This window comes from Colwellia sp. SU-HH00943 (assembly GCF_057546125.1).
On record NZ_BAAJLW010000003.1, the window covers coordinates 247,868 to 271,480 of the forward strand.

The 23,613-nt window shown below is 37.9% G+C and carries 15 protein-coding genes and 1 tRNA gene; 11 read left to right on the top strand and 5 right to left on the bottom strand.

All coding sequences use genetic code 11. The features are described 5' to 3' along the window. Positions 1-68: 68 nt before the first annotated feature. The 6 genes from ftsH (at position 69) to AC27GZ_RS09635 (ending at position 5,816) form a co-directional block, all read left to right on the top strand. Positions 69-2,024 (top strand): ATP-dependent zinc metalloprotease FtsH, encoded by a 1,956-nt coding sequence (gene ftsH / locus AC27GZ_RS09610; RefSeq protein ID WP_487094745.1) that lies wholly within the window; start codon positions 69-71, stop codon positions 2,022-2,024. A 160-nt stretch (positions 2,025-2,184) separates the two neighbouring features. After that, on the top strand, positions 2,185-2,967 hold the full coding sequence (gene folP / locus AC27GZ_RS09615) for a dihydropteroate synthase (RefSeq protein WP_487095255.1): 783 nt from the start codon (positions 2,185-2,187) through the stop codon (positions 2,965-2,967). A 71-nt stretch (positions 2,968-3,038) separates the two neighbouring features. Next, positions 3,039-4,379, top strand: a complete 1,341-nt coding sequence (gene glmM, locus AC27GZ_RS09620; protein WP_487094746.1) for a phosphoglucosamine mutase — start codon at positions 3,039-3,041, stop codon at positions 4,377-4,379. A gap of 149 nt (positions 4,380-4,528) precedes the next feature. After that, positions 4,529-5,299: a triose-phosphate isomerase gene (gene tpiA / locus AC27GZ_RS09625; RefSeq protein WP_487094747.1), complete on the top strand. Its 771-nt coding sequence runs from the start codon at positions 4,529-4,531 to the stop codon at positions 5,297-5,299. Positions 5,300-5,301: 2 nt separating this feature from the next. Further along, positions 5,302-5,709, top strand: a complete 408-nt coding sequence (gene secG, locus AC27GZ_RS09630; protein WP_487094748.1) for a preprotein translocase subunit SecG — start codon at positions 5,302-5,304, stop codon at positions 5,707-5,709. Positions 5,710-5,731: 22 nt separating this feature from the next. Continuing rightward, positions 5,732-5,816, top strand: a tRNA-Leu gene (locus AC27GZ_RS09635). 624 nt (positions 5,817-6,440) lie between these two features. On the opposite strand, the gene AC27GZ_RS09640 is transcribed toward AC27GZ_RS09635, so the two are convergent. Together AC27GZ_RS09640 and agaR are read right to left on the bottom strand one after the other, a co-directional pair. Continuing rightward, a complete protein-coding gene (locus tag AC27GZ_RS09640; protein ID WP_487094749.1) occupies positions 6,441-9,812 on the bottom strand; it encodes a glycoside hydrolase family 2 TIM barrel-domain containing protein in 3,372 nt (1,123 codons plus the stop codon). Positions 9,813-9,977: 165 nt separating this feature from the next. Then, entirely contained in the window at positions 9,978-10,751 is a 774-nt protein-coding gene (gene agaR, locus AC27GZ_RS09645; RefSeq protein ID WP_487094750.1) for a transcriptional repressor AgaR, read from the bottom strand. Positions 10,752-11,021: 270 nt separating this feature from the next. Here agaR and AC27GZ_RS09650 point away from each other — a divergent pair, with 270 nt between their 5' ends. Next, complete coding sequence (locus tag AC27GZ_RS09650; RefSeq protein ID WP_487095257.1) at positions 11,022-12,296, top strand: sugar MFS transporter; 1,275 nt, start codon at positions 11,022-11,024, stop codon at positions 12,294-12,296. 79 nt (positions 12,297-12,375) lie between these two features. Here the strand turns inward: AC27GZ_RS09650 and AC27GZ_RS09655 are convergent, their stop codons facing one another. Beyond that, entirely contained in the window at positions 12,376-13,938 is a 1,563-nt protein-coding gene (locus AC27GZ_RS09655) for a sodium/sugar symporter (RefSeq protein WP_487094751.1), read from the bottom strand. 106 nt (positions 13,939-14,044) lie between these two features. Beyond that, positions 14,045-15,547: a sodium/proline symporter PutP gene (gene putP / locus AC27GZ_RS09660; protein WP_487094752.1), complete on the bottom strand. Its 1,503-nt coding sequence runs from the start codon at positions 15,545-15,547 to the stop codon at positions 14,045-14,047. A 330-nt stretch (positions 15,548-15,877) separates the two neighbouring features. Between putP and AC27GZ_RS09665 the strand changes: the two genes are divergently transcribed. Next, positions 15,878-17,626 (top strand): DUF885 domain-containing protein, encoded by a 1,749-nt coding sequence (locus AC27GZ_RS09665; protein ID WP_487094753.1) that lies wholly within the window; start codon positions 15,878-15,880, stop codon positions 17,624-17,626. A 91-nt stretch (positions 17,627-17,717) separates the two neighbouring features. Here AC27GZ_RS09665 and AC27GZ_RS09670 read toward each other — a convergent pair whose 3' ends face one another. Beyond that, entirely contained in the window at positions 17,718-18,635 is a 918-nt protein-coding gene (locus AC27GZ_RS09670) for an endonuclease/exonuclease/phosphatase family protein (RefSeq protein WP_487094754.1), read from the bottom strand. Positions 18,636-18,825: 190 nt separating this feature from the next. On the opposite strand from AC27GZ_RS09670, the gene AC27GZ_RS09675 reads away from it, so the two are divergent. The 3 genes from AC27GZ_RS09675 (at position 18,826) to AC27GZ_RS09685 (ending at position 23,323) form a co-directional block, all read left to right on the top strand. Next, positions 18,826-20,268 (top strand): arylsulfatase, encoded by a 1,443-nt coding sequence (locus AC27GZ_RS09675; RefSeq protein WP_487094755.1) that lies wholly within the window; start codon positions 18,826-18,828, stop codon positions 20,266-20,268. Positions 20,269-20,332: 64 nt separating this feature from the next. After that, entirely contained in the window at positions 20,333-21,115 is a 783-nt protein-coding gene (locus tag AC27GZ_RS09680; RefSeq protein ID WP_487094756.1) for an endonuclease/exonuclease/phosphatase family protein, read from the top strand. 30 nt (positions 21,116-21,145) lie between these two features. Beyond that, on the top strand, positions 21,146-23,323 hold the full coding sequence (locus tag AC27GZ_RS09685; protein ID WP_487094757.1) for a prolyl oligopeptidase family serine peptidase: 2,178 nt from the start codon (positions 21,146-21,148) through the stop codon (positions 23,321-23,323). Positions 23,324-23,613: the final 290 nt, after the last annotated feature.

A 23,613-nucleotide genomic window follows, 5' to 3' on the forward strand; every position in this document is an offset into this window, starting at 1 on the left:
AAATTAGGCACAATAACGTATAAAAGTTTTGTTTTTACAAATTTATTAAACCCAAAGAGGTCATTAAGTTGAGCGATATGGCAAAAAATCTTATTTTATGGTTAGTGATAGCCGTTGTTTTAATGTCTGTTTTTCAGAGTTTTTCTCCTAATACGGCCAATGAACAGCAAATGGACTATACGCGTTTTATCACCGATGTTCGTCAAGGACAAATTCGTGATGCTAATGTTGATAGAAATGGCGTAATAACAGGGGAAAAACGTAGTGGTGAAGCTTATACTACAACCATTCCCGGTGGTTATGATCGTGACTTAATTAATGATCTCGTGAAACAAGGTGTTCGCGCTAAAGGTAAATTACCCGAAGAAACAAGTTTCTTAACGACTATTTTTGTTTCTTGGTTCCCAATGATTTTATTAATTGGTGTATGGATTTTCTTCATGCGTCAAATGCAAGGCGGTGGCGGTAAAGGCGCCATGTCTTTTGGTAAATCTAAAGCTCGCCAGTTAAGCGAAGATCAAATTAAAACTACTTTTGCTGACGTAGCTGGTTGTGATGAAGCTAAAGAAGAAGTAGCTGAACTTGTTGATTACTTGAGAGAGCCGACTAAATTCCAAAAACTTGGTGGCCGAATTCCATCTGGCATTTTACTTGTTGGCCAACCAGGTACAGGTAAAACCTTATTAGCAAAAGCCATTGCTGGTGAGGCAAAGGTACCATTCTTTAGTATTTCAGGTTCAGATTTTGTAGAAATGTTTGTCGGTGTTGGTGCTTCGCGTGTACGTGATATGTTCGAGCAAGCGAAAAAGTCTGCACCATGTATCATTTTTATCGATGAAATTGATGCGGTTGGTCGCCAACGTGGCGCTGGTATGGGAGGCGGTCACGATGAGCGCGAACAAACCTTAAACCAAATGTTAGTAGAAATGGACGGCTTTGAAGGGAATGAAGGCGTTATTGTTATTGCTGCAACTAACCGTCCAGATGTATTAGACCCAGCATTACTACGCCCTGGTAGATTTGACCGCCAAGTAACGGTAGGTTTACCTGATATTCGCGGTCGTGAACAAATTTTAAAAGTACATATGCGCAAAGTGCCATTGGGTGATGATGTTAAGGCGTCAGTTATCGCACGTGGTACTCCAGGTTTTTCAGGCGCTGATTTAGCAAACTTAGTGAATGAGGCGGCGCTATTTGCCGCACGTACTTCACGTCGCTTAGTGAGTATGATCGAGTTTGATAAAGCGAAAGATAAAATCATGATGGGCTCAGAACGTAAATCTATGGTGATGAGTGAATCTGAAAAAGAAATGACCGCATACCATGAAGCAGGTCACGCGATTGTCGGGCGTTTAGTCCCGGATCATGATCCTGTTTATAAAGTAAGTATCATTCCTCGCGGTCGTGCTTTAGGGGTAACTATGTATTTACCTGAGCAGGATAGATTTAGTCACTCAAAACAGCATTTAGAAAGTAATATTTCATCACTTTATGGTGGTCGTATTGCAGAAGATGTTATTTACGGAAGTGATAAAGTGTCAACGGGTGCTTCTAATGATATTGAAAGAGCAACCGATATCGCCAGAAAGATGGTAACTCAGTGGGGCCTATCAAAAATGGGACCTATGCTATTTGCTGAAGAAGAAGGTGAAGTATTCTTAGGCCGTACATCCGCAAAATCTTTGCATATGTCTGATGATACGGCGAAAGCGATAGATGAAGAAATTAAAACGGTTATTGATCGTAATTATCAACGAGCTGAAAACTTAATCAAAGAAAACATGGATATTTTACATGCCATGAAAGATGCATTAATGAAGTATGAAACTATTGATGCGCTGCAAATTGATGATTTAATGGCAAGAGTTGAAGTTAGAAAGCCATCTGGTTGGGACGACAGTGACTCAAGCTCAAGTTCTGATTCAAGCAAAGATGGTGAAGCTAAGAAAACAGATGAAAGTGGTAAAAGCACTACGGCAACACCAGATATGTCTGAGCCAAGTGGTGATGCTCCGGCTAAATAACTTACTTAAATAATGTCACTCCAAGCCTCGTTGTTCACTGCGAATTCAGCAAACATCGGGGCTTTATTTTAACTGTTATTTACACAATGAATGTGAAGAGATCAGATTGAAAACTCAAATAGATGCAGCAGAGCGAATACGATTGTCTAAGGTAAAAGTGATGGGGATTTTAAATGTAACCCCTGATTCATTTTCTGATGGCGGGAAATATTCGACATTTGATAATGCGTTAAAGCAAGTTGACTTTATGCTTGAAAATGGCGTTGATATTATTGATATAGGTGGTGAGTCAACTCGCCCTGGCGCACTTGAGGTGAGTGAAAAAGATGAAATAGCACGAGTTATTCCATTACTAAAAGCGATTAAATCTCGACACGATATCACGATATCGGTAGATACCAGTAAAGCGGCTGTTATGAGTGAAGCTATTACTTATGGCGCTAATATCATTAATGATGTTCGAGCGTTGCAAAATGATGGTTGTCTAGATGTCATTGCCCAAAGTGATGTGCAAGTATGTTTAATGCATATGCAAGGTATGCCTAGAACCATGCAGGAAAACCCGCAATATCAAAATGTGGTTGATGATGTACTTGATTTTTTTGTTAAATGTATAGAAACTTGCCAGCAAAAAGGTATTGCCAAGCAGCGATTAATTTTAGATCCGGGGTTTGGCTTTGGCAAAAATTTAGCGCACAACTATCAAATGTTAGCTAACTTTGCAGCATTTAAAAAATTAAAACTACCGTTATTAGCCGGTATTTCTCGAAAATCGATGATAGGTAATTTACTTAACCGTGATGTTGAGCAACGTTTAGCAGGAAGCTTAGCTACGGCCATAGTAGCGGTGCAGCAAGGGGCTGATATAATTAGAGTTCATGATGTCCCGCAATCAGTAGATGTAGTAAAAGTGCTTAATACTGTTGCCAAATATACTGCGTAAAGTTACAGATAAAAGTTAACATACTGGCAATAATTGTTCAGTAATGATGTAAAGAATTAAAAGGAAAAAGCATGTCTAGTCGTAAATATTTTGGTACTGATGGTGTCCGTGGTTTAGTTGGTAATTACCCTATTACGCCTGAGTTTGTCATGAAACTTGGTTATGCTGCAGGAAAAGTGCTTGCCGCACAAGGCACCAAAAAAGTACTTATTGGTAAAGACACCCGTATTTCAGGTTATATGCTTGAATCAGCTTTAGAAGCTGGTTTTTCAGCTGCAGGTATCGATATTGGTTTATTAGGTCCTATGCCAACGCCAGGGATCGCGTACTTAACAAAAACTTTTCGTGCTGAAGCGGGCATTGTTATCAGTGCTTCTCATAACCCATACTACGATAATGGTATTAAGTTTTTCTCTCAAGATGGTCAAAAGTTACCTGATGAGGTTGAGTTAGCTATTGAAGCCGAGCTTGATAAATCAATGGGCTGTGTTGATTCAGCTCTATTAGGAAAAGCTACGCGTATTAACGATGCCGCTGGACGATATATTGAATTCTGTAAGAGTAACTTCCCGAGCCAACTGTCTCTACAAGGATTAACTATTGTGGTTGATTGCGCTCATGGTGCAACCTATCACATAGCGCCAAATGTATTTCGAGAATTAGGGGCTACAGTTATCGAAGTGGGTACTGCACCTAATGGTACCAATATTAATGAAGACTGCGGTGCAACATCAATGAAAACCATCAGTGAAGCGGTTGTAGAACATAACGCTGACTTAGGCATTGCCCTAGACGGTGATGGCGATCGTTTAATGATGGTAGACCATACAGGATATGTTATAGATGGTGATGAAGCCGTTTATATAATCGCGTGTAATGATTTACAAACAGGTGACTTACAAGGTGGTGTTGTCGGCACCTTGATGAGTAATATGGGCCTTGAATTAGCCCTAGAAAAACTTGATGTACCGTTTGCTAGAAGTAATGTAGGTGATCGTTATGTTATGGAAATGCTACGTGAAAAAGGTTGGACACTAGGCGCGGAAAACTCTGGTCATATTATTAACCTGAATCATACCTCAACAGGTGATGGTATTATTGCCGCACTTAATGTATTAACAGCAGTGTGTCAGCAAAATAAATCTTTACATGAGTTACGTCAAGGCATGACAATGCTGCCACAAATTTTAGTAAATGTTAGATTCTCTGGTGATTCAGATCCTATTAATTCGGCTAGTGTTAAATCATCAGTTGCTGAAGCAAATGCCCAATTAAGCGGGCGTGGTCGTGTACTGTTAAGAAAGTCAGGTACTGAGCCGTTAATTCGCGTTATGGTTGAAGGCCCAGAGTTGGAAGAAGTGACTCTATTAGCTAATAATATTGCAGAAGCTGTAAAATTGGCAGCTGACTAGAAGTAAATGATTAAATTAACGACAAATAATCTTAAAATTTAACTCAAAATCGCGAGTTTTAAACTTATCACTTGTAAGTTATTCTCAGGTTCGTTAATATCTCGCGGCTTAAATTTACAACTTACTGAAAAGTGATTGGGAGATTAGACATGGCTAGACGTTCAATCGTTGCGGCGAACTGGAAAATGAATGGTGATTTAGCGTTAATTGATTCCATGATTTCTGGCTTAGCGGACATGACATTACAAGATGATGTCAAAGTCGTTCTTTGTCCTAGTTCACCTTATTTATCTGAATTAGTAGGTAAAGTAAAATCAAAAAGTTTAAGTGAAGTTATCCATGTAGGTGCTCAAAATGTAAGCGAACACCAAAGTGGTGCTTATACTGGTCAAATTTCTACAAAAATGTTGAAGGAATTATCAGTAGAGTTTGTTATTATAGGTCACTCTGAACGTAGACGTTATTATCATGAAACTTCTACTCAAGTTGCTCATAAAGCTAATGCAGTTCTAAATGCAGGCTTAACACCAATTATTTGCATTGGTGAAAGTGAATCAGAACGAGCAACTGAACAAACAGAAACCGTACTAGCTTCACAATTACAACCTGTTATTGATGTAGTGGGTATAGAAAAATTTAAAGATGTTGTTATTGCGTACGAGCCTGTATGGGCTATTGGTACAGGAAAAACAGCATCAAGCGAGATGGCACAGGAAACACATCAATTTATTCGTCAATTTCTAGCGCAAGCTGATGAAAATGTCGCGGATAAAGTGCCATTGTTATACGGTGGCAGCGTGAATGCGTCAAACTGTGAAGAATTATTCGCACAAGCTGATATTGACGGTGGTCTTATTGGTGGTGCTAGTTTACAAGTTGAGCAATTTAAAGAAATTTGCTCAGCAGCGAAAGGAAAGTAAAAATGTTGTATCAAGTTCTAATTATTGCCTATGTTCTTATTGCGTTAGCATTAATCGGCTTAGTGTTAATTCAGCAAGGTAAGGGCGCTGATATGGGGGCATCTTTTGGTGCTGGCTCATCTGCAACCGTATTTGGCTCTGGTGGTTCAGGTAACTTTTTAACCAAAACGACAACGTATTTAGCCATTGCATTTTTTGCTATCAGTTTAGTGTTAGGTAACTTAACGGCTAATCGTACTAAAGCTGTTGATGAGTGGAATGATTTGAGCACGCCTGCAAGTGAGCAAGCTATTGCTACTGATGCTATTCCTGATGAAAGCGCAGAGCCTAAAATCATTAGTGAAAATAGCGATGTACCTGCTGCTGACAAGCCAGCTGCCAATAAAGATAATGGCGACGTTCCAAACTAAGAATTCTTTTTAAGTTTAATTTGCGGATGTGGCGGAATTGGTAGACGCGCCATCTTGAGGGGGTGGTAGCTTAGGCTGTGTGGGTTCAAGTCCCACCATCCGCACCATTAAACTTACAATAAACAATATTAAAGGCTCGTTTCATCATGAAACGAGCCTTTTTTGTTTAGTTACCCATTGAGATCTAAGGGAGCAATTATACCTACTGGCTAGGTGATTACTTGGTATATAAATGCCGCTATTGTTGTAAATTAACTCTATGGATACAACATACGTTTCTATCTTTTGACCTGACATATCATGCTCTAATTAAGACTTATGGACTTAAAAAGGTATCAAATCTATTGCTGATACCTATTTTATGTTGGTAGCCTTGGCTATTGCTAGAGGGAGGTATATCTGCTGAAACATGCAAACGTCGTCTTAATGAGAACAGGTCTATAAGAGGACTGTAGTATTAAATTGTTTCAGTATTCAATTCTAATTCGCGCAAAGCACTATGATATCAACTTCAGAACACGAACCTTTGATGCTATTAGTTGTATTAGTTAAATGAGTGTAGCCTTTAATAAAGAGTTCTCTCACTAAAGGATGTCATTCATCGACTTTAGAAAGGTCTCTATATTTACTATAGGTTTATATTAAAGAGTTTTTAGTTCGCCATCCTGATGTAAGGCAGAATGGCGAAATACCTTGTGAATACAGGTTATTTATACTTTTATGAAAAACCTTTATAGGCCGTATTTCACCTGTTTAGCCTTATTGGCTATGTCCTTGTCGTTAGAGTTCACCGGCACTAAGAAATAACTGTAGCTAAGTGGCTTGCTAGCATCGATGCGATATTTCTTCTTAGGGATTGCGCCCCAACTGTTATCACCAGCTACACCGCGTTGTCCGAAGTCTATATTGAGTTGTACTAAGTCTTGTTCAACTACATCCGTTGTATGCTTGATTCGATTTACGAGCACTTGGTCATTTTCTTGATAAATTGGTGAGGTATAGCTGGCTTTATCATATTCAATGCCATCGGCAATATCAAAGGTCTCATTAGCCATATGTAAAGCACTGAAGCCTAATTCAGGTGTATTTCGAGTCCCTGTTACTAAAAGACCAAAACCCTGCTCATTAACTAAAGATAACCAGCGTGTATCGGTTTTATAGCCGTTTTCTTGCGGGCGGATATAAGGCACATACTGCTCGCTTACACTTGAATGGTAAAGATCAACAAAAGCGGAAGCTTTACGGTCAACATAGTTTTCCCAAGGACCACGACCAAAGTAAGTCAGGTGATTAAATACGTTTGGCAATTGCATTCGCATGCCAAATCTTGGCATGTCAGCTTTATAGTCAGTTGCAGTTAATTCATTACTTACTTCGATGATACCATTGCCATAAATACGGTATTGAGTTGTAAGTTCGCTATTTACAGCAGGTAACTTATAGTTGGCCACTACTGTATATTCATTGTTCGCTACTTTATTTGTTTCAAAGTTGGTTAACTGGTGATTTATCGTGGCGTTTTTCCATGCCACATTACGTTGGTCGTATTTAGCGCCCATATCGTTATCAGTTGGTGCTCTCCACAAGTTAATTCTTGGGCCTTCTCCTAGCTTAATCAGAGATTTATTATCAAAAACGTATTGTTCGATTTGTCCGTTCGTTTTGTTGAATGTAAGCTTTATGCGGTTGTTATTAAAAATAATTTTATTACCGTTTTTCGATAACGTTAATGCGTCACCTTTTTCAAACTGAACGTCACTAGCTTGAGTGAGTTTGTCAAGTTTGAGTTGCTCATGGGCAACTACGTGACCTTGTGTTAACAAACCCCAATCCGCTTTTAGTTTAGCGCTTAGGTGTAAAAAGTACTCTGTATTTGCTTGTGGCTTTATATCATCGTAAGAAATTCTAATTAACTTACTTGAATGTGGTTGTACATCTAACGGCTCTACGTTAATTGTTTTGAGGACTTTCCCATCGGCTTTAATTTCAGCGATAAACTCAAACTTATCCAACGAGGTGAAGTCGTATAAGTTCTCAACAAGAATTCTTTGCTGGTTTGTTTTAGTTACACCTCGAGGTTTGAAATTAATGTATTCGTGTGCTTTTTTTACTTCGAATAGCGCAGGTTGAGGAGTACGATCTGGAAAAACAATGCCATTGTTTAAGAACGTTTGATCGGTAGGCATGTTTTCTCCGAAGTCACCACCATAGGCATAAAATTTATTGCCATTTTCATCGGTTTTCCAGATAGATTGGTCAACCCAATCCCAGATGAAACCACCTTGAAGATTGTCATATTGCTCAATAATGTCCCAGTAATCTTGGAAGTTACCGCTACTGTTTCCCATAGCATGTGCATATTCGCTAGGAATGAAAGGTCGGTCAGTGACACTTTTACCTATGATTTCAAAAAACTCAGGAGATGGGTATTGTGGTGCTAAAATATCGGTATTGTAGTCCATATCCCAAATTACACGGTCTGCATCTTTATATGGTCGCTCGTATTGAATTGGGCGTTTGGTTTTATCCAAGGCTTTCATTTCTTCATAGCCTTTATAAAAATTTATACCGTTACCGGCTTCGTTACCTAAAGACCAGATGATTACAGAAGGGTGGTTTTTGTCTCGTTCCACCATACTTAACATGCGATCTAAGTGTGCCTCTTCCCAGCTTGCTTTTTTTGCCAGTGAATATTTACCATAATACATACCGTGAGATTCAATATTCGCTTCGTCAACAAGGTAAATACCGTGCTTATCAGCTAATTCGTAGAACATTGCAGGTTGCGGGTAGTGACTTAAACGTGCAGCATTAATATTGTTTTCCTTCCACATACGCATGTCTTTTTCAATCAGTGCTTTAGTGATCACATGGCCTGTGGCAGGATCACTTTCTTGGGTGTTAACACCTTTTAAAGTAATGCGTTCACCATTAACTAATAACAGACCTCGTTTAATTTCAACGCTTCTGAAGCCAATCATACGGCTAGTGGCTTCTAATAACTTTCCTTTACTATCTTGCAAAGTGATCAGGAGCTTATATAGGGTAGGGTGTTCAGCGTTCCACTGTTTAACATGGTTAATTTGGTTATTGAAAGTGATTGATTCAATTTTATTTTGAACTTTCAGCTCTTGTTTACCTGATATTACAGGGGTGTCGCCATCGAGTACTTGATACTTTACCGTAACGTCTTGGCTATTTTTGTAGTGAGATTGAACATCGACGGTTAAATCAAATATACCATGTTGATAGCTTTTATCTAACGTTGATAACAAGTCAAAGTCTTGGATACGCACTTTAGGTTGTGCGTAAATATAAACGCTACGCTCAATGCCGCTAATGTCCCAGAAATCTTGACCTTCTAAGTAAGCGCCGTCAGTCCAACGAAATACCTGAATAGCAAGAGTGTTTTTTCCTGCTTTTAAATATGCTGTTAGGTCAAATTCAGCAGGTGTTTTACTGCCTTGAGAATATCCAACGTAGTGACCATTCAACCAAACAAAACCACCTGACTTCATGCCGCCTATTTGTAAAAAGCTTTGCTGTTTTGTCCAGCTTTCATCAACCGTAAAATCGCGGCGGTATGAACCAACAGGGTTATAATCCATAGGCACTTGTCCTGGATTTTTAGGGTAAATTTTTTGTTCAAATTCTATTTCGTCAGAAACAGGGGCGCGATAATCAGCAAATGGATATTGGTGGTTACGATAAATCGGGACACCATACCCTTCAACTTCCCAATTACTTGGCACTTTAATTTCATCCCAGCTACTGACATCGTAATCAGTTGAGAAAAAGTTTTCTGGGCGATCATCTGGCTTTTTCACCCAATTAAACTTCCATTTCCCGTCTAACAATTGAAAGTATTGAGCTTGGTGTTGAATATCAGATAAAGCGTTTGTTTTTGTGCGGTATGACGTAAAAGTAGCTCGAGCTGGCTCTTTACGTTCTGCAACAACTTGTTCATTGGCTATGTAATGGGGCAAGTTTGAGTTAAGTTGTGCAGGTGACAGTGTTACATAGTTTTGTTCTGAAGTTTCTTCACTTTTACAAGCTGTTAAAACCGAGGCAAAAATTAACGAAAGGAAGGCCAAGCGTTTCATATAATCGTCCAAATAATTCTAATGTTTCTAATAAAGTTTCAGGCTCCTCATCGATAATGAGGAACCCAAAGTTTATACTGGGTTAGTGTATATACTAACCTATGAAAGAATTATATCAACGAAATACTTTCAAAACCTTTCGAAATTTTATGTTTTATTTTTAGGTTACTCCACATCCACAATGACTAATTCAACACCTAATGTGGTTAATTCATCTTTAAAGTTCTGTGGTATTCCTTTGTCAGTTACCAAAGTATCAATAGCTTCAAGAGGGACAACGGAGTGCAAAGAGCGCGTGCCAAACTTAGTGGAGTCGGTCACTACTATGATTTTTTTTGCAGCATTACACATTGCACGATTAAAACTCGCCTCAGGCTCGAAATGCGTGCTAACACCTGTATCAAGATCAATGCCATCCACTCCTAAAATAACTTTGTTAAAGTTATATAGTTTTAGTTTTTCTTCGGCATGGGCACCATAAAAAGACATGGATTTACGGCGTAGTTTCCCACCTGAAATATAAACATCACAATTTTCAAGTCTAGATAATTCGTTGGCGATGTTTAACCCATTTGTCATAACGGTAATGCTTACGTTGTTATTTAATGCATGGGCTACTTCTTCAGTTGTTGTGCCTGAGTCGAGTATTATGGAGTCACCTTCTAAGATCAGATTAGCTACTGCTTTACCTAATTCCATTTTTATTTTGTGATTGGCTTTGTGTTTTTCTTTTATTGATAACTCTTTGGTTAAGCGGTTGCTCGCTACGGCTCCGCCTCGAGAACGCACTAAAAGCCCAAGCTTATTCAACTCGTTTAAGTCGTGACGAATGGTTACAGTCGATATATCGAATTTATCTGCTAGTTCTTTAACGGATACTTTTCCCTGTTTTTCTGTCAAGAGGACGATCTCATGTCGTCTTTCAATGGTACTTAACATTGTTTCCTCATTTATATGTTTTTTACATTAAGTAAGTAGCATACACCTTATCGTTAATATGAAAAAGAGTTTCATTAGATAAGTTAATCTTTCGTACATTTCACTATTTTGCAATATGAAGGGTAATGAAAGTTTCATATTGAATTGATTCTTTCTTTTTAATATGAAACTATGAAGAAAATAATTAAAACATAATTGGAGTAATGTGTGACTCAAGAAGTAAAACAAACCAACGAACAAAGTGGTGGGAAACCATCGAGTTTATTACCTATGATGATCATAGGTGGCCTATTTTTCATGTTCGGATTTGTTACCTGGTTAAATGGATCATTGATCCCATTTTTACAAATCGCCTGTGAATTAAATCATCTAGAAGCGTATTTGGTCACCTTAGTTTTTTATATAGCTTATACGGTAATGGCTTTGCCATCTTCAAAAGTTTTGGAAAAAACTGGATATAAAGCCGGGTTAGCCATAGGGCTCGTTATCATGGCGCTTGGTGCCATTATTTTTATACCGGCTGCGTTAACTAAACTTTATAGTGTATTTTTAATCGCGTTGTTTTTATTAGGTACTGGATTAACCTTATTACAAACTGCATCGAACCCTTATATCGTGTTAATAGGGCCAAGAGAAACCGCCGCAGTTCGAATTAGTATTATGGGCGTATTAAACAAATTTGCGGGTGTAATTGCACCTATTGTTTTTACGTCTTTAATCTTGTCAGATATGGGACAATTTACTGAAGCACGTTTAGCGACATTAGACGTCGAAGCAAAAGTGGCAGAATTACAATTATTGTCAGAGCGTTTGGTGATACCTTATATTGCCATGACTATCGCATTACTGATATTAGCTGCATTGATATATTTCTCTCCTTTACCTGAGCCTCCAACAAAATCTGATTGTGAAGCCAATGAGAATGTTTCAACAGAGAAGAAAATAACACAATATCCACAATTGGTATTAGGTGCGGTTACCTTATTTTTCTACGTCGGTGTTGAGGTTATTGCAGGAGACACCATAGGCTTATACGGAAAGAATTTGGGTGTAGAAAATTTCGGTGAATTAACATCTTACACAATGGCATTTATGGTGTTTGCCTACATTATAGGTATGATCATTATTCCTAAGTGGGTGAGTCAAGAGAAAGCCCTAGCAGGCTCTGCAATATTAGGGTTAGTGCTAACCGTTATGATCGTAACAGTAGATCAATCAAGTCAAGTAATATGGAACGGATTGTTTAGTCACTTTAGTGATTCGGCGATACCAGATGCAGTTATGTTAGTCGCGCTTTTAGGTTTAGCTAACGCGCTAGTTTGGCCTGCTGTATGGCCGATGGCGTTAAATGGTTTAGGTAAAGCTACTGAAAAAGGTGCAGCAGTATTAATTATGGGTATTTCCGGTGGCGCTTTATTACCGCTACTATACGGTGCTTTTGCAGATGTTAGTGGTAATGAACAAGGGGCTTATTGGGTTATGTTACCTTGTTATGCCGTGATTCTATATTACGCGATCATAGGCCACAGAAAACGCAGTTGGTAATTTGTTGGCCATCTAATTTAAGTGGATTAAAAGCCTTTCTTTTGAAAGGCTTTTTTTATGGCTACGTTTTAAGAGGGGCTTACCACCAAGTTACATATAGCGCTGTTAAGATCAAAATCACACCTACTGCTGCAACATTAAAGCCTTTTTGAGTTTCAAAGCTGACTTGAGTTAAGTCAACACTTTGGTCACTTGATTTTGAAGAGGTTACTAATGAAATCAAAACACAAAGTGCCAAACATAATAAAAAGACCAAACCAACCCTGTCCATAAATGGTAATTCAGGCCACATCAACTTTAAGCCAAGTGAGAACGCAGCTGAGCCGATTGCAGCACCAAGTGCACCCGCTGATGAAGTTTTCTTCCAGAACATACCTAGGACAAAAATAACCACAATGCCAGGGGTAAAGAAACCAGTAAACTCTTGAATATATTGAAAAGCTTGATCAAATTGGCCTAACAATGGTTTTGCTACAATCAAAGCAATTATTAAGGCTACTACCGAGGTTATTCTGCCTGTGTTCACGTAATGGTTTTGTGAACGATTTGGCGCTAACTTGCTGTATATATCCATTGTGAAAATAGTTGAAATACTGTTTGTCATCGACGCAAGTGAAGACACAATGGCAGCAACTAAAGCGGCAAATACTAAACCTTTAATACCTATTGGCATTAACGACATCATTGATGGATAGGCTTGATCTGGTGAAGACAATTGTGGGTAGAGAATAACTGCCGCAATACCTGGCACCACAATAATGAAAGGCATTAACAGTTTTAAATATGCTGCTAGGGCAATGCCTTTTTGTGCTTCACCAATATCTTTTGCAGCTAGGGCACGTTGGATAATGTATTGGTTAAATCCCCAATAACTAAAGTTCATTACCCACATACCGCCTATTAATACTGATATACCGGGCAAGCTCATGTAATGCTCATTATCTGAAGACAAAATCATATCAAAATGTGCAGGAGCCTGTTCAGTCAGTATGCCAAAGCCAGCTAGAAATCCTTGACCGTCAGACACAGCATCTAACGCTAAATAACTTAGGAAAATACCACCGAATATTAATAATACCACTTGTAATATGTCGGTATATGCAACCGCTTTTAAACCGCCATAAAGGGAGTAGGCGACAGAAAATACCGCTAAAAATATCATGCCATAAAACCAATCAACTCCGGCGACGGTTTCAATTGCTAAACCGCCTAACCAAAGCACTGCGGTAAGGTTGACAAATATGTAAACCGCTAACCAAAATATTGCTAAAGTCGTTTTTACTTGGCTATTAAATCGTTGTTCCAAATATTGCGGCATCGTGTAAATGCCGTTTTTAAGGAAGATTGGCAACATGTATTTACCGACAATAATTAAGGTAATAGCAGCCATCCACTCGTAAGAAGCAATGGCTAAACCAATTGCATAACCTGAGCCTGACATACCAATGATCTGCTCTGCAGAAATATTTGAAGCAATTAGTGACGCACCTATAGCCCACCATGGCAGGGCTTTACTCGCTAAAAAATAATCTTCCGTGTTCTTAGTGTGCTGTTTGTCTTCTTTAGAGATCCAAAGGGCAATGCACAAGAGTGCTAATACATAAGCGACAAAGACGCCAGCGTCTAACATTTCTAATTTCATACTAATACCTGTTAATTGTTATAATTGTTGTTTTTAAACATATGTGGCTCACAAGAAAATATCACATTAATGAAGTCTTTATTATCGTATTTTACTTTAATTTTCTTTATTCACTTTTTGCTTGTTTCATTTGCGTTTCGAAATCAGAAAATTTTTCTATAGTGGTTTGTTCTGGAGTTTTATCAAATCGGCTGACAAAGTAAATAGCAATGCTGCTTAGAATAAATGCAGGTGCTAGCTCATAGAACATTGAACTAAGTGTATTACCATCTGTTAACAGAGGTACTTGAGACCAAATAACGACAGTAATGGCACCGGTTAACATGCCAGCAATGGCCCCTTTGTTAGTCATTCTTTTCCAAAGTAATGCAAAGATGATCACTGGACCAAAAGACGCACCAAAGCCAGCCCAAGCACTTGAGACAATGCTAAGAACGTTTTGATCCGTATCTAAAGCAAAATAAGTAGCGATTAATGCAACAACCAAGACACAAACACGGCTGATAATAACTAATTGCTTAGTATTTGCATTTTTATTGATAAAGACTTTGTACAGATCTTCCACTAAAGAGCTACTAGAAACGAGGAGCTGAGAAGAAATTGTACTCATGATTGCTGCTAAAATGGCAGCTAATAACCAACCTATGATAAGTGGTGGAAATAGTGTCGTTGATAAATAGATAAAAATAGTTTCAGGATCTGTTAATGCTAATCCAATTTGTTTCGTGTAATAGTAACCAACTATGCCAGTTAACACTGCGCCCACAATGGTAAAGAACATCCAACCCATGCCGATATTTCGAGCTATAGGAATGTTTTTAACCGAGTCGATAGCCATAAAACGAACAATAATATGTGGCTGTCCAAAATATCCTAACCCCCATGACATCAGACTAATAATGCCGAGTAACTCCCAATGAGTTTTACTTGATACGGCATGACTAAAATCATTGAGCAAAGGCGTTAATACATCGGTATTTGGTGCTAATTCAAAAAAGGTAAACAGTGGTACACAAATCAGTGCGATAAACATAATACAGCCTTGGATAAAGTCCGTCAGACTGACTGCTAAAAAGCCTCCCATAATGGTATAGGTAATTACAACAACCATGGTTAACCAAACCCCGACGGAATAGTCAAAGCCAAATGACGATTGAAATAACTTACCACCTGCTACTAAACCTGAAGAAGTGTATAAAGTGAAAAACAAAATGATAATGACTGAAGCGATAATACGAATGAAGCTGTTATCTAAGCTAAAACGTTGCGATAAAAACTCAGGGATGGTCAACGAGTTATTGGCAACTTGGGTATAAACACGCAAACGAGGGGCAACAATTTGGTAATTAACCGCTGCACCAATAAGTAAACCAATAGCAATCCAAATGCTGTCTAAACCGGCAACAAAAGCCGCACCCGGTAAACCCATTAACATCCAGCCGCTCATGTCAGACGCACCTGCAGAAAGTGCAGTGACTTTAGGGCTTACTTGTCGTCCACCCAATAAGTATTCATCGTTATTTGATGTTGATTTTTTCATCGCATAAAAGCCAATAGCTATCATTAAGATAAAATAGCTACTGAGCGAAATAATCATATAAATATCCAAATTGACCTCTTCATTCTTTTTGGTGTACCAAAAGACTTTAAAACGCTTAAGAGAATTACTCGTTAGAAAGTTTTTTTGTTCGTTGTGTTAGTTGTTTGATTTGTTTTAGTGCAATTAATTATGGCTATTAAGGAACTTCTATTTTTTATATCTAACAGCCAAGTTTGAAGTCTTCACGCCAGATAATAAACTAGCATAAGCAAAAATGAAAGGATATGAAAGGTAATGCATTTCGTGGTGTTATTCTGTTGTTTTGTCTTAAATCTACTGGCACACTGATTTGGATAGCATACAATCAATCCATCTTTTATTTAAATTGTGAGAAAAACAATGAAATACTTTGCCGGTGTCCTTGTGGTTTTACTAACCGCTTGTTCTCAACTCCCAGATCTACCTGAGAATAATCAAGACACGCAATTCGAAACTGTAGTTAAAGCATACCAAAACCGATTCAAAAAAGACGACGATACTGAAAAAAACGAAATGTTGTTACCCGATCGTAGTTTAGAAACCTTACAACAAAATCATAATAAGCTAGCGAAGATATTGCAGCAAATTAAAGCAATTGATGAAAGTAAACTCTCTGAAAATAACCAAATTAACTATGCAGTATTAGTTTTTAGTATTGAAAATCAGGTAGACAATTTTCTTAATGGCGAACATTATTTACCCTTAAAGTCTGAGTCTGGATTTCACTCGTCAATTTCTGGGCGTTTTACAGGAAAACGTTTAGTTACTGAAAAAGATTTTGATGAATACCTAGTTATGCTGGAAGAATTACCACGTTACTTTGATCAACAAATCAGTTTGATGAGACAGGGGATGGCGCTTGGTTATACCCAGCCTCAAGTCGTGTTAACAGGTTTTGAAGATTCTATTGCCGCCTATATAAAAGATGATGTTAAAGACAGTATGTATTACCGTGCTGTAAAACGTATTCCTGAGCACTTTTCAATTGAACAAAAGCAGAAGTACAAATTAGCAATTGCAAACAGCATTGAGGAAAGAGTTTTTCCAGCTTATCAGGGATTTTATGATTTTATGGTTAATGACTATATTCCTAATGCCCGTAAGCAAATTGGTGCTGAACATTTACCAAATGGTATAGCTTATTACGACAACCGAATTAAACATTACACAACGTTAGATATGACGGCAGAAGAAGTGCATGAAATTGGCCTATCTGAAGTTAAACGTATTCGTGCTGAAATGGAAACGATTATTAAAGAACTCAACTTTGAAGGAGACTTTAAAGACTTTGTTGAGTTTTTACGCACAGACCCACAATTTTACGCTAAAACAGCAGAAGAATTATTAAAAGAAGCGTCTTTTATTGCTAAAAAAATGGATGCTAAACTACCTTCTTTATTTAAACATTTACCACGAAAACCTTATGGTATTGAGCCTGTACCCGCTAATATCGCTCCAAAATATACCACCGGTCGATACATTTCGCCTCGTCGAGACGATCAAGCTGGCTATTACTGGGTTAACACTCATAGATTAGATCGTCGCCCATTATATGTTTTAGAAGCGTTAACTTTGCACGAAGCAGTTCCTGGGCATCATCTGCAAGGCTCAATTGCTCGTGAAATGGAGAATGTACCAGGATATCGTAAAGGTTATATTTCTGCATTTGGTGAGGGTTGGGCATTATACACAGAGTATTTAGGGCTAGAAGCTGGCTTTTATACCAACCCATATAGCAACTTTGGCCGACTAACTTACGAAATGTGGCGTGCTTGTCGTTTAGCCATTGATACTGGTGTACATGTGAAGGGCTGGACACGTGATGAAGCTATTGACTTTTTAGCTAGCAATACCGCACTTTCAACACATAATGTGCGTACTGAAGTGGATCGTTACATATCTTGGCCAGGGCAAGCTGTGTCCTATAAAATAGGTGAACTAACCATAAAGCGCTTACGTAAGCAGGCTGAAGATTCGTTAGGAAAAGATTTTGATTTAAGAGAGTTTCACGATGAAATCCTTAAAAATGGCTCATTACCACTATCGGTACTAGAAAAGTTAATCAATCAATATATTGACGACAAGCTGCAAGCAGCTGAAAAAAACTAACTTTAGTAAATTTATAAAAAAAAGCAGCGGTAAAGCTGCTTTTTTATTGTCTATAATCTGTCGAAGTAAGACAGCTTATTTAGGTAACAGATTATTCAGGTAATGAAACTTCAATGAGCACAGGGTTATGATCTGATGGCATTTTTTTTATTCCATCTTGCTCATATGTGTCCCAAAGCACTGAATAAGACTTTACTTTTTGTTGCCAATGCTTTGACAAAAATAGGTAATCTATTCTCATATGGTGTTTTTCTGGATTGTTGTTATTTGGATCCCAATAGTTAAATGTTTTGTATTGATACGAATCGATAGGAGTTTTTACCTTTGCCATAGTATAAGCGTCGTCTAACAAGGCCGAGTTAGATAAAATTTGATAAGCCTTAGCGTCTGGTTTAAAGTTCAAATCACCCATAAAAATAATAGGTTTGTTTCCGGCAATTTTTGCTACTTGGGTTAATATTAATTCAGCACTCTTTTCTCGCGTTTTCTGGTTTGCGTAATAAAAATGCGTATTGAATACATAAAATTCAGATAAATTATTTTTATCTTTGAATTTTCCCCAAGTGACCACCTTGGCTTTTCCTCCCCAGCCAGCCTTCATTAAATCTTCTGGCGGGTTACTCGGTGCGTCAGGAGACAACCAGAAATTACCACTGTCGAGTAAATCAAATTTATCTTTTTTATAAAAAATATCGTGTCGATGATGGTTGGAAGCTTGCTCTAGTTTGCCATCATCACTGATCCCAAAGCTACGGTAATTAACTAGTGCCTGCCGCATATCTTGGATTTGATTTAGAAAAGGCTCTTGTACGCCAACAATGTCCATCTCATATTTTTTAATGAGATTGACAACATGTGTACGTCGTTCTTCCCAACCTCGGCCTTTAGCTTGGTCATGGCCACTATACAGCCTGACATTGTAACTTGCGATTTGATAACTCTCCGCTAAAGTTGTAAAGCTAGTACATAGTAGGAAAAGGCAAATAAAATAATATAGTGTTGTTTTCATTATAAGACTCACAAGGGTAGTTGCTAGTTGTTTTCGTTATTAAAACACGATGAATGAAAGGATACTAGCGTTTAAAGTTCTTTCATTTGTTTTCATATGTGTTATCTTTCTTTCATTGCTTTAGTTTTTATAATCATGATAGCTATCACTGACAGAGCTGCTAGCCATCTTTATTGTTTCGGAGTACCAAATGTTGGTATCAAATGTCACAACACCATTTAAGGTATTTTTCACAGTCATTACACTTTGTTTGCTTAACGGGTGTAGTAGTGGTCAAAGTGATAGTGAAAATATCTCTCATGCCTCACCTAACATTATTTACATTATTGCTGACGACTTAGGTTACGGTGATGTTGGGGTTTATGGTCAGTCTAAAATTAAAACGCCTAATATCGATCAGTTGGCAATGGAGGGCATGCGTTTCACACAACACTATGCTGGCTCAAGTGTTTGTGGTCCATCTCGTGCAAGCTTATTAACTGGTTTACACAGCGGGCATAGCCCTATCCGTGGTAATCCCGCTTGGACGAATAGCGGTGTTGCCGTTGATTTGAAACCTGAAGATTTCACCATAGCAGAAATGTTAAAAGCAAACGGTTATCAAACTGCTGCTATTGGTAAATGGGGTATGTCGGAAAAGCGTAATGAAGAAGATGGCGAGTTTCTCAAAGCAATGCCTTTACAACAAGGCTTTGACTATTTTTATGGTGTTAGACGTCATTTAGATGGTCACCATTATTATTGGCACCGATTATTTGAAAATAACGAGCCTTTTGTTATTGAAGAAAATGATTATAAAAAAAATGAGGGTATTTATATTCATGATTTATTCACTGACAAAGCAATTGATTTCGTAAAACGCCAACGCAAAGAACAGCCTTTCTTTCTGTACCTTGCCTACACTATCCCTCACTTAGCGTTAACTGTGCCTGAAGACTCTAAAAAGCAATATTTAGATCTCGGTTGGCCTGAGCGTCAAATGAAAACTGATGGTCATTATCGAAACGATCCTGAAGGTAACACTACCTATGCAGGTATGGTCTCTCGAATGGACAAAGATATTGGTCGCATTGTTGAAGTATTAAATCAAATGGATATTGCTGAAGATACCTTAGTGATATTTACCAGTGATAATGGCCATGAATATGACCGTGGCTTTTTCGACAGCAATGGTCAATTACGTGGTATGAAACGCGATTTATATGATGGCGGTATTCGAGTGCCATTTATCGCTAAGTGGCCAGGTAAAATCAAGGCGAAAAGTGAATCTGATCACATTTCAGCCTTTTGGGATATGATGCCGACATTTTGTGATCTAGCTGGTGGTCAAGCTTGTCCTACAACTGATGGCATATCAATAGTTAATGAACTTGTTGGTAAACCACAACAGTCACATGACTTTCTATATTGGGAGTTTAATGAGTGGGGTGGGCCTAAGCAAGCGGTTAGAAAAGATAACTGGAAATTGGTTAAGCGATACCAAAAACCCTTAGAGCTTTATGACTTATCCTTAGATATTGCAGAATCGAATAACGTCGCCGATGCTCATCCACACATAGTAAAAGAGCTTCATCAAAAATTATTAAACGCTCGAACTTATCATCCTGAATTTACCTTGAAAAAATTAAGATAATTGCTTGAAGATGAAAATATTACTGAAAAATAGTCGTTTAGCTAAATGCTTAGCTAAATTTAACATGATACTTTGGCTTACGTTAAACAGCCTAGTCGTTGTATCTTGTGCTAACACTGATGAGCAAGTTGCTAATGAGTCAACTGTATTCACTGTTATGTCTTATAACATTCGCCACGGTATTGATTTAGAGAGACAACCTGCATTAGATATGCAGTTGGATTTTATCAAAAAATACCAAGTTGATTTACTCTCGTTACAGGAAGTTGACAATCAAGTTTCACGCTCAAACAAAGTCAATCAACCTAAATATATCGGTCAATACTTAAACCTTGATGATGCTTTTCAAGCCTTTATGCCATTTCAAAGTGGTGAGTATGGTATTGCCGCTTTTACCAAAACCAAATTTGAATCTAGTAGCACTATTAAGTTGCCTGAAGGAAAGCATGAACCGCGTTTGTTTATTAAAGGTTTAACGAAAGTAAATGGTGAAAAGGTAATCTTTGTGCCTATTCATTTTGATTGGCTAAATGATGATAGTGATAGATATAAGCAAGCAAAAGCATTACTTGCGCAATTAGATGAACAATATCCAGTGATTTTAGCAGGAGATTTTAACGATCAACCTAACTCGCGCACGATGAATTTATTTAGACAATCAGGCTTTGAATTTGCCGTAAATAAAGCTCATACGTTTCACGGTCGACGCAAGTTAGAAATTGATTTTATTGCTGTGCGCTCGAGTTTAACTAAACGCGTTTCGCTTATTGAAACTCAAGTTATTGACCAAAGAGAATTATCAGATCACGCGCCAGTGATCGCTAAAGTGAAAATTGAAAATAAATAATACAATTCGATATAACATTAGGAAAAAGCAATGTCTATAAAACATGTAAAAGCTTCTCTTATTTTTACCAGTCTGTTTACGCTAACAGCCTGCCAAGGAGTAGGGGATAAAAATGACTCAACAATTACAAAAGATGAGGTTTATCAGCCCATAAGTTACACCACTGCAGGGCAAACTGATCAAGATCATTTGTACTTGGAAGAAGTAATGAATGAAAAAGCACTTGCTGAGGTTGGTGTTTGGAATGAGCGTACGGTTAACCGACTAACTTCTGATCCTCGTTTTGATGGTTACAATAAAACCTTGCTGGAAATTTTAAATAGCAAAGATAAAATCCCAAACTTATCAATGGAAGCAGGGCAAATTCACAATGTTTGGCATGATGAAAATCATAGTAAAGGCTTGTGGCGTAGAACGTCTATTGAAGCCTATTTGTCTGGTAAACCTGAATGGGAAACAGTATTAGATTTTGATGCGTTAGCTAAAGCCGAAGATAAAAATTGGGTTTATAAAGGTCGAGATTGTTTATCACCTACTAATGAATTGTGTATTTTACGATTGTCTGATGGTGGTAAAGATGCTGTTGTGCGTAGAGAGTTTAATACTAAAACCAAAACTTTCGTTGATGACGGCTTTATTACTAAAGAAAGTAAAGGCAACTTAGGATGGGTTGATGAAAATACACTAAGTATTGGTGTGGATTTTGGTGAAGGAAGTTTAACTAACTCTGGCTACCCAATGATCACTAAGCTTTGGAAACGTGGTACACCAATTTCAGAAGCTGTTGAAATTGACCGAGGTGAGCTTACTGATGTTGCTTTATATATCCGTCCGAAAATCTTTGCAAACGGTGATAGAGAATTATTTTCGACGCGTTTTTTAACCTCATTTAAAATTGACAAATATTGGTATCCACGAAATGAAGCAGGTGACTTCCTACCTAAAGTAAAAGTTCCTGTACCTGTAGATTCATTTTTAGGCTTTGAATTCAAGGGCCAATTGATGTTAAAGCTCAACACGGATTGGCGCGGTTTTAAATCGGGCTCATTAGTGAGCTTTTCCTTTGAAGACTTTGCAAAGGATGGTGTTATTGATCAAGTAAATAAAGTCTATGAGCCAGATGCTAAATCTTCTTTGAGCCAGTACAGAAGAACTCTATCAAAAGTATTGTTAACTGAACTTAAAGATGTCAAAGCATCAGCTTATGAATATGACTGGGATGGCGAGAATTGGACCGCTAAAAAGTTACCATTTATGGAAAATGGTGCCATCAGCTTAAGATCTACTGATGCTAAAGAAGATATTGCGTTTATCTCTGCGGTTAGCTTCTTACAACCGGATACCTTATTTACTTACAATACTAAAACCAAAGAAAAACATGCGGTTAAATCATTACCAAGTTGGTTTGATGCCAAAGATATGGTGAGTGAACAACACTTTGTCGCATCAACTGATGGTACTATGATTCCATACTTTTTAGTGCGCAAAAAAGACATGAAGTATGATGGCACTAACCCAACGCTTCTTTATGGTTATGGTGGCTTTCAATCTCCTCAACGACCGAGATATTCAGGTTCAATAGGTAAGCTATGGCTTGAGCAAGGCGGCGTGTATGTGTTGTCAAATATTCGAGGTGGTAGTGAATATGGTCCTAAGTGGCATCAGGCAGGTTTAAAAACTAAGCGCCAGATCATCTATGATGATTTTATTGCTATCGCAGAAGACTTGATCGATAAAAAAGTTACTTCGCCTAAACACCTAGGTATTGAAGGTGGTTCAAACGGTGGCTTGTTAACAGGTGTTATGTTTACGCAAAGACCTGATCTGTTTAATGCAGTGATCACCGCTGTGCCGTTGTTAGATATGATGCGATATCATAAGTTATTAGCGGGTGCTTCTTGGATGGGTGAGTTTGGCGATCCAGATAATGAAGTTGAAGGTGCGTTTTTACGTAAAATATCTCCATATCACAACATTGCTAAAGATGTTGATTATCCAGAAATATTTTTAACAACTTCAACTAAAGATGATCGAGTACATCCAGCTCACGCAAGAAAAATGGCGAAACGATTACAAGATTTTGGTCATGAGTTTTTATATTTTGAAAACTTTACTGGCGGTCATGCTGGCAGTGTCGGCAATGTAGATGTCGCGAAATCTTATGCAATGAAATATGTTTATTTGATGCAAAAATTAGCTGATAAATAAAGTCGTCTATTTGTTCTGAAATACAAAGCCACTTATCTATTGATAGTGGCTTTGTTGTTTTATACCTAACCTAGAATATATTCCTTGTTAAAAGTTTCCTGTTATCCTGTCAAGAATACTAGCGAAAAGTCGTGTTATTAAATACTTTAAAATTCCATCTTTGAGAACTTATTAATACCTTGATAACGTTATAAAGTGGATTAAATGTAGGATGACTATTTAGAACTCGATGTACCGTCTTTGTAAACGCCTTTTGCTGTCTAGGTAAACTAAATTAAATAAACTAAGAT

What these genes read in the sequence shown, in the direction of transcription:
- folP (WP_487095255.1), top strand. Translation starts at nt 2,185, where the DNA reads ATGGGGATTTTAAATGTAACCCCTGATTCATTTTCTGATGGCGGGAAA.
- glmM (WP_487094746.1), top strand. Translation starts at nt 3,039, where the DNA reads ATGTCTAGTCGTAAATATTTTGGTACTGATGGTGTCCGTGGTTTAGTT.
- tpiA (WP_487094747.1), top strand. Translation starts at nt 4,529, where the DNA reads ATGGCTAGACGTTCAATCGTTGCGGCGAACTGGAAAATGAATGGTGAT.
- secG (WP_487094748.1), top strand. Translation starts at nt 5,302, where the DNA reads ATGTTGTATCAAGTTCTAATTATTGCCTATGTTCTTATTGCGTTAGCA.
- AC27GZ_RS09640 (WP_487094749.1), bottom strand. Translation starts at nt 9,812, where the DNA reads ATGAAACGCTTGGCCTTCCTTTCGTTAATTTTTGCCTCGGTTTTAACA.
- agaR (WP_487094750.1), bottom strand. Translation starts at nt 10,751, where the DNA reads ATGTTAAGTACCATTGAAAGACGACATGAGATCGTCCTCTTGACAGAA.
- AC27GZ_RS09650 (WP_487095257.1), top strand. Translation starts at nt 11,022, where the DNA reads ATGATGATCATAGGTGGCCTATTTTTCATGTTCGGATTTGTTACCTGG.
- AC27GZ_RS09655 (WP_487094751.1), bottom strand. Translation starts at nt 13,938, where the DNA reads ATGAAATTAGAAATGTTAGACGCTGGCGTCTTTGTCGCTTATGTATTA.
- AC27GZ_RS09665 (WP_487094753.1), top strand. Translation starts at nt 15,878, where the DNA reads ATGAAATACTTTGCCGGTGTCCTTGTGGTTTTACTAACCGCTTGTTCT.
- AC27GZ_RS09670 (WP_487094754.1), bottom strand. Translation starts at nt 18,635, where the DNA reads ATGAAAACAACACTATATTATTTTATTTGCCTTTTCCTACTATGTACT.
- AC27GZ_RS09675 (WP_487094755.1), top strand. Translation starts at nt 18,826, where the DNA reads ATGTTGGTATCAAATGTCACAACACCATTTAAGGTATTTTTCACAGTC.
- AC27GZ_RS09680 (WP_487094756.1), top strand. Translation starts at nt 20,333, where the DNA reads ATGATACTTTGGCTTACGTTAAACAGCCTAGTCGTTGTATCTTGTGCT.
- AC27GZ_RS09685 (WP_487094757.1), top strand. Translation starts at nt 21,146, where the DNA reads ATGTCTATAAAACATGTAAAAGCTTCTCTTATTTTTACCAGTCTGTTT.